6 protein-coding genes are annotated in these 7,423 nt (G+C 58.2%); all 6 read left to right on the top strand.

The features are described from left to right. Window positions 1-328 precede the first annotated feature (328 nt). On the top strand, window positions 329-1,333 hold the full coding sequence (locus H5U08_RS06720; protein WP_297031498.1) for a ferredoxin family protein: 1,005 nt from the start codon (window positions 329-331) through the stop codon (window positions 1,331-1,333). A gap of 447 nt (window positions 1,334-1,780) precedes the next feature. After that, window positions 1,781-2,791, top strand: a complete 1,011-nt coding sequence (locus tag H5U08_RS06715) for a DUF1559 domain-containing protein (RefSeq protein ID WP_297031495.1) — start codon at window positions 1,781-1,783, stop codon at window positions 2,789-2,791. Between the two features lie 210 nt (window positions 2,792-3,001). After that, window positions 3,002-3,451 carry a carboxypeptidase-like regulatory domain-containing protein gene (locus H5U08_RS06710; protein WP_297031493.1) on the top strand — a complete coding sequence of 150 codons (450 nt, stop codon included), beginning with the start codon at window positions 3,002-3,004 and terminating at the stop codon, window positions 3,449-3,451. 398 nt (window positions 3,452-3,849) lie between these two features. After that, a complete protein-coding gene (locus H5U08_RS06705) occupies window positions 3,850-4,656 on the top strand; it encodes a hypothetical protein (protein WP_297031492.1) in 807 nt (268 codons plus the stop codon). 40 nt (window positions 4,657-4,696) lie between these two features. Then, window positions 4,697-5,344 (top strand): hypothetical protein, encoded by a 648-nt coding sequence (locus H5U08_RS06700; RefSeq protein ID WP_297031490.1) that lies wholly within the window; start codon window positions 4,697-4,699, stop codon window positions 5,342-5,344. Window positions 5,345-5,499: 155 nt separating this feature from the next. Further along, window positions 5,500-7,423: serine/threonine-protein kinase (locus tag H5U08_RS06695; protein ID WP_297031488.1), on the top strand; the 1,924-nt coding region annotated here is incomplete at its 3' end.

The following is a 7,423-nucleotide window of genomic DNA, read 5'->3' as shown; positions in this document are numbered from 1 at the left end:
TGTTCCGCAGCAAAAACCCAACTACGGAGCAACCGCCGCGGTTTGTCACCGCGCACACCGACACCACTCGAATACACCCCCGTTTGGGCGACCCGCTCATACAACAATCATAGCTATCCCAATGACTTCCGTCAAAAAAGCGTCCAGCCAGCCGTGATCCCATCTCATTCTGCCATCGCAATAAATGCGGAACTTGGTAATGCCCAGGCGTGCTTTGACGGCATACCCCGACCGATGAGGGGAAGTTATTCTTATTTCCCGGAATTTGTTATACTACTGGCTGGAACGCGAAAGCGCGAGGAATCCTCAGGTTGTGCGGAGTGCGCCAGTGAGTGCTTCTCTGATCATCGTTTTCAGCCGACCGCGAGCCGCCCAGGCGCTCCCGGCCTTTCGGAAACTGGTGGACCGTATCGTCTCCGCCGTTTCTGGTGTGCCCGTGATGATTATTCCCCATCTTTACGACCTGGTTCCAGGCGGTCCGGTACTCCAGCGGCTGCAACAGGCGGCCAGCGACATGATCCTGCTGGCCCCGCTGTTTCCCCGTGCAGCCCAACTTGTCCTCCGGGCAAACGGATTGAAATATCGGCTCGCCCAGGGCGACGGCGATTCGGCCTCCGGCACCACTTTCGGGAGCCATCGGCTGTGGGCGTTTGACTATCGCGAGTATCTCACACCGGACATTCTCAAACAGAGCGTGATGGCGTTGGTGTCGGAAATCCGAGCAGAGGAAGACGCGGAGCTTCCCTCTCTGGCAGAACAACCAGAAAACCCCATCTGGGAAATCGACGAGCCCGTTCAGCCGCGATGGTATCCCGTCATCGACGAAGACCGCTGCACCCTTTGCTACGAGTGCCTCAATTTTTGCCTGTTTGGGGTGTACGACGTTCGAGAAGACGGCCACGTGTTCACCGCCCAGCCGGACGCCTGTCGGCCGGGGTGTCCCGCCTGCGCGCGTGTTTGTCCAAGTGAGGCCATCATCTTTCCGCTCTATCCCGATCCAGCCATCGCCGGGGCAGGAAGCGAACACCAAAACGGCTCTTTCGTCTCACCAGACCAACTGACCGCGAGCCGTTTTTCTTCTCGTGAAGAAGCGGAAAAGTGGCGGGCACGCTTTGTCGGCACGGCCGCGCCAAAGCCTCCGCAACCCGCCCCAGGCCGTCCCGCTGATACCGCCCGTGGGGACAAAAGCCCCCGGAAAGAAGAACCCGGTCGCGACAGTGTGAATCCGGATCGGGAAGCCGGAATTCCGGGGCCACCGGAGCTGAGCGACGAAGAGATCGACCGCTGGCTGGAGGAAGCCGAGGGCGAGACGGGGCACGGTCGCACAGATTGAGATCGAGCCAGGATCGCTGAACCCGGGGTGGAACCGGCGCGATCGGATTGGGTGGAACGGGGCGATCGGTCGGGGTGGAACCCGACCCTCCAACCCCTTCCATGGAGGGCCCCGCTTGTCGGGTCCGCTTGTCAGCGTTAGACCACCCATCGGATTTCATCGGGCACGACAAGCGTGCCCCTCCAATTTTCCGGAGGGACGTGCTTGTCAGGTCCGCATGTCAACGTTGGGCGATCGATTTCGGTTCACCCGACGCAAGAACCGTGGCGGGTAGTGGCGGTTCATGAGCGGCCCCTACCAAGCCCTGGGCCGCAGCGTCTGATACGTTCTTGCCAAATTGGGGAGGCGCGAGAGAGCCAAAAACTTGACGCGGGGGTCTCAGCCGTGTAAAAATTACTGCGGCTCAAGTGGCGTAATGGGTATGTCCTTTTTTGGAGGTGCGGTGCTATGCAGCGAAAACGCGCGTTAAAGGGATTTACGCTTGTCGAACTATTGGTGGTCATCGCCATCATCGGCATCTTGATCGCTCTTTTGCTACCAGCCGTTCAGGCAGCGCGTGAAGCTGCTCGTCGGAGTCAATGCACCAACAATCTCAAACAGATTGGCCTGGGCTTGCACAACTACCACGATTCACTCAAAACGTTGCCACCTGGCTCTTTCAATTTGCGTCAGCAATGGTACTCAAACGGAACGAATTGGCGAACACTCATTCTCCCCTACATCGAACAGAAGGCGGTGTATGACCAGTTGGCATTTCGCAGTGACTTTCCGTACACGTTTATGGCAGGTGGGGCCGCCAACCCCGACAACTGGTTACAAGGGTGCCGGGTTCTCAGCCAGTTGCTAATCCCTGTTTATCGCTGCCCATCGACGGACATCCCCGTCTTTGACATTCAGGACGATCCTGTCGTTAACAATAACCCCGGCAAGACGATGATGATTACGTATGCGGGCATTCAAGGAGCAGCGCGTCCGGTTCCCGGCCCGGACCCCAACGCCGGCACTAAAGATTGTGGACACGGGTGGTCGTGTAACAACGGAATGATGCCCGCAAACGAGTGTTATGACCTTGCTTACTGTCGCGACGGGACTTCCAACACACTTCTGGTTGGGGAACAATCCGGGCGCGTCGGTGGGAAGAATCGGACTTCTAACTATTACGGGGGTTGGTACGGAAGTCGCCACCCCAGAACCATTGACGATCCCGCTGGGTGTGGCGATTTGTGGCAAACGGGAACAACCTGCGTGCGTTTTGGCCCCAATTCTCAGATTGTGCAGGTTGGAGCCACGGAACACAAGTACCGCAATAACACGGTCCTCAATTCGATGCATCCAGGCGGCATTAATGTGCTGTTTACCGACGGGAGTGTGAGATTTATCAGCGATACCATCGATCTGATGGATCTCAAGCGATTGGCATGTCGGTACGATGGCGAAACCACCACTGCATCGTATTGACGCAAAGACTTGCCCATTAAAAAGGGTCAGCGCCTTGCGTTTGCTTCGGGGGTGCGGGGGCTAGCGTCAACGTTGGGTGATCCGTCAGGGAGCTGGTGGCTGACCGAAAGCTTTCAAATCTCTGTGCGACGTTAATTCGCCTGCTCCCATTTGTGACAGTTACCCGGACATGGCTGAGTTCCAACTTTCGCGACAAGGCGTTCGCCCAATATGCAGAACGCACAGGAGGCTTCAACGATGAAGGTAGCCGGCTGGTTGAATGTACCTCTTTACACCCTGTTGATTGTAGTGGCAGTCGCTCCGCTGGTCTCGGGTTGCTCGGGTCGGAAAAGCAAGCCGAAAGGAACAGTGCAGGGGAAGGTGATCTTTAAGGGCCAGCCATACGCAGAGGCTTCTGTAGTTTTTCTCAACCAAGCGACCGGGCAGGGAGGATCGGCCAACATCGAAGCCGACGGTTCCTTCCGGCTTCCTGAACCAATCGAAGTAGGCACTTACATCGTGTATTTAGCCCCCAAAATGGAAAACGATCCCACGGCCGAACCAAAACCCGTTTCAATCGACAAATCGGTACCCGAGAAATATTGGAGTGAAGCTACCAGCGATATCCGTGTTGAGGTTCAAAAAGGCTTAAATGAGTTCACAATCGAACTCAAGCCATAGCTCCCAGCGGCAGTGCGCGGGGGAAGCTTTTTTCTCTTCGAAATCGATAGGGATTTGAAGTGTTGAGATCGCTCGCGAAGCAATCCTCCCTAGCGCAGTAAATGTTGCCATTTAAAGTGACGCACCCTCATCTAAAGCAGCATTTTTGAGTTTCCGTAGCCCAATTCCTGCCTCATTTTGGCGCCAGGTTGTCGTCCGGTTTTGCGATCCTCCCCGGAATCTTCTCCAAAATTTTTTGCCGGAGCGCCAAGATTTCGCCTCTCCTCTCGAATACTCCTGTAGGAAAACACATTGCCCCAACCAAGTAGGCAGCCGGCCGCGGGAATTTCCCGTGCGGTGAACCCAGGTCGGTGCGCGGGAACAGGTCTTTCTGAAAAAACTGAGAGGAGGGTCAAGCCATGTTGAAGAAATTTCTCATCGCCGGTGGATTGGTCGTGTTGATCGGAACGCTCCTTCTCGGGCGGGATCTGGTGAGTTACGTGCGGACTTCCGCCCGCTCGGTTCAGGAGGCCGTGGTGGACGCGGTCCCCACCGAATTTCAGATCCGCCGGGCCCGTGACATGATTGAAGACCTTCTCCCCCAAATTCGCCAGAATATGCATTTGATCGCTCGGGAAGAGGTGGAAATCGAACGGCTGGAGCGGCAAATCGCGCAGGCCCGGGAAGCCCTTGAACAGGAAAAGGCCGTCATTCTGCGGATGAAAAACGATCTGGCCAGCGGGAAACCGAAGCTCGTGTATTGCGGTCGTGAATATTCCGCCGAGCAGGTCAGGCAGGACCTGGCCAACCGCTTCGAGCGGTACAAGACCAACGAAGCAACGCTTGCCAATTTGGAGCAAATCCGCGATGTCCGATTGAAAAGCCTGCAGGCCGCCCGGGATAAAATGGAGAACATGCTGGCCGCCAAGCGGCAGCTCGAAGTGGAAGTGGAAAATCTTCAGGCCCGCCTGCAAATGGTGCAGGCCGCCCAGGCGACCAGCGCCTACCAATTTGATGACAGCAAACTCGGTCGCATCAAGGAACTCATCACCGACCTGCGCACTCGCCTCGACGTGGCGGAACGACTGGTCCAATCGCAGGGACTCTACCAGGGAGAAATCCCGGTGGAAAACCCCAACCAAAAGGATATCGTGGATGAGGTGACCGAATACTTTGGCAACTCGGGCGAGTCTCAGAAAGTCCCGGCCGTCGCGAAAGCGCACTGAACCCAAATGCGATGACATGGCCGTAGAAGGAGGCCCGCCCATGGTTCGGCCAGCAAGAGACGTTTTTCACTGGCAACCATTTTCCAGGATTTCCATGGGTCCACTGGGTATCGCCAAGAAATTTTTCCTCTGGGTGGATGAAGTAGGGGGATTTCTCGTCTGCCCACAGCCGACGGTGACGGTGGGTCATCTCGATTCCAGCGAGGCAGACGTGGCCCTCTCCGGTGATCTCGAGAGTCGCCATCTCACCCTCATGAGAGAAGATGATCTCTACGTTCTGGAAGCCCATGGGCCGGTGTACCTCAACGGCCGACCGGTCCAGCGTTCGATCCTTCCAGAACGGTGTGCGCTCGAGCTGGGGAACTGCGTCCGATTGCAATTTCTTCGCCCCCATCCGCTGAGTGCTTCGGCACGCCTTGAGTTTGCCAGTGGACATCGGACCGTCCCCAGTACCGACGGTGTCCTCCTCATGGCGAGAAACCTCATACTGGGCCCACAACCTACGGCCCATGTGGTGTGCCACCATTGGCAGGAGCCGATCACGCTCTACTGGACCGGGGACGCCCTGCGATGTCGTGGATCGGGATTGCTCACGGTGGACGGCAAGGCGGTCCGTGGGGAAGCGACGCTCTCGCTCAGTTCGCATGTTGAGGGGGCCCGTTGGCGGTTTCATCTTGAGCCGGCATAACACCGCTGGATTCGGCGAAAAATCATAGGCCTGAGAGAACACAATGCTTTGGACAATGCTTCGGTGCAAGCAAGGCTGGCGACGGGGCCGTCCACCTGGTGCTACAATGATAAGAGTCCCAGGTCCTCGGGCTTTGTACGAAAGTGAGCACTGCCATGCCCGTGGTCGAACGTAATCCTCCGGATCCTCGCGATCCTCTTCAGGCGACCCAGGCTGCCGCTCCTGGCGGGGAGCCGATCGCTGAGGAATCCCGATTCTTGTACGCAAGCGGTGATCGTCCGCTGCCGGGCTTCACGATCAAGCGGGGTATTGGCCGGGGTGGTTTCGGCGAAGTTTACTACGCGGTCAGCGACGCCGGAAAGGAGGTGGCCCTCAAGCTCCTCTGTCGCCATCTCGATGTCGAGCTCCGCGGGATCCAGCACTGCCTGAATTTGAAGCACCCCAATCTACTTATGATTTACGACGTGCAGCGGGATCCCCGGGGCGACACGTGGGTCATCATGGAATATGTGCGGGGGAGTTCTCTGGAACAGGCCCTGGACCATCACCCGCAGGGACTGCCACCGGATGAGGCTCTCGTGTGGTTTCACGGGATGGCCGCCGGAGTGGGCTATCTCCACAGCCACGGAATCGTCCATCGGGATCTCAAGCCAGGCAACCTCTTTCTGGAAGAAGGGGTCGTCAAGGTCGGGGACTATGGTCTGGCAAAGTACATTTCGTGCAGTCGGCGGAGCGGTCAAACCCAGAGCGTCGGCACCGTGCACTACATGGCGCCGGAGGTCGGCCGGGGACGATACGGAAAGGAAATCGACATCTACGCCATGGGGATCATCCTCTATGAAATGCTCACCGGCCGAGTGCCTTTTGATGGCGAAAGTGCGGGCGAAATCCTCATCAAACATTTGACCGAAGCCCCCGATCTTACGCGTGTCCCGCAGCCGTTTCGCCGCGCCGTTGCCAGGGCTTTGGAGAAAGATCCCGACCAGCGCTACCACAGCGTCGCGGAAATGCTCGCCGATCTGCCACCGCCCCCAAGCGCTGGCACCTATGTGGGACCGATCACAACGGGGCAGCGGAACGGACGTCCCACCTCTCCGCAAAAATCCTGGGACGATGCCATCGCCTTCACCCCCGGCTCACCGAACGGGGCTATACTTCCCGCCCCGTCAGCGACGGCAGCCAGGCAGGAACACGAAAAGGAAAACTCTGCAAATGCTCCCGCGGTGACCAGCGGAACGTGTGGCTGGGGCAGGAAACTGGTTGAGCGTCTGTCCACCCCTGTCGCGCTGGCCGGTATGGGGATTTCGGCGGCCGTGCTGCTGTTTGGCGCCTTTTCTGCACCTCACGCCGCTCTCGCAGGTTTGCTGGGGATGGGCGGCTTACTCCTGGGCATCCTGTTCCTGCAGGCCTTCAGCCACCGTCTGACTCGTAGCAAATCGTCACAAGATGTGACTAGGGCAGAACTTGTTCGTCCTGCGGGCAGGTATCCCGTGGCGCAGCCGGTGGCGGAACCGGCTGGCCATGAGCCAGTCCTGGTCGCCACGCCTGTGCCGCCCCCCACCCGGGAGGAAGCCTTTCGCATGGAGTGGCGGCAGAAGCCGCTTCGGGCACATGTGGCGGAACTGCTGGGCTCGATGCTGGCCGCGGTCCTGGTGGCGGGGGTGGTCGCGCTGGTGGGGTACCTGGTTCTCAGCTTTCGGGGGAATCTTCCCTCTTTACTGCAAGCCGCCTGGCTCTATTTCATGACGACGTTCGGCACCTGGATTGTCCTCATCCTGGCGAAACTGTGGCAGGGGCGGGAAGGGGACGTCATCACGCGACGCTTCGTGATGATGATAGCTGGATTTCTCCTGGGAGCGATAGGCTTCTTTCTGGCGGAATATTTGAAGGTGGATCTGCCGTTCGATCCCCGTTGGCCGAACGTCCCCGACTGGCAGCTTCCCGCGGCTTTTTATCGCGATGGTCAACCCATGCTGCCGGCGATGGTGGCCAGTTTCGGCACTCTTTTTCTGTTTGTCCGCTGGTGGCGACTTGCTGACCCGCTGCGCCCGAAGCGTTTCGGATTCTGGGGGATTTTCG

Origin of the sequence: Thermogutta sp., assembly GCF_014359955.1 — a bacterium.
In the GTDB taxonomy this organism is placed as follows: domain Bacteria; phylum Planctomycetota; class Planctomycetia; order Pirellulales; family Thermoguttaceae; genus Thermogutta.
This window is presented reverse-complemented; position numbering and strand designations above follow the sequence as displayed.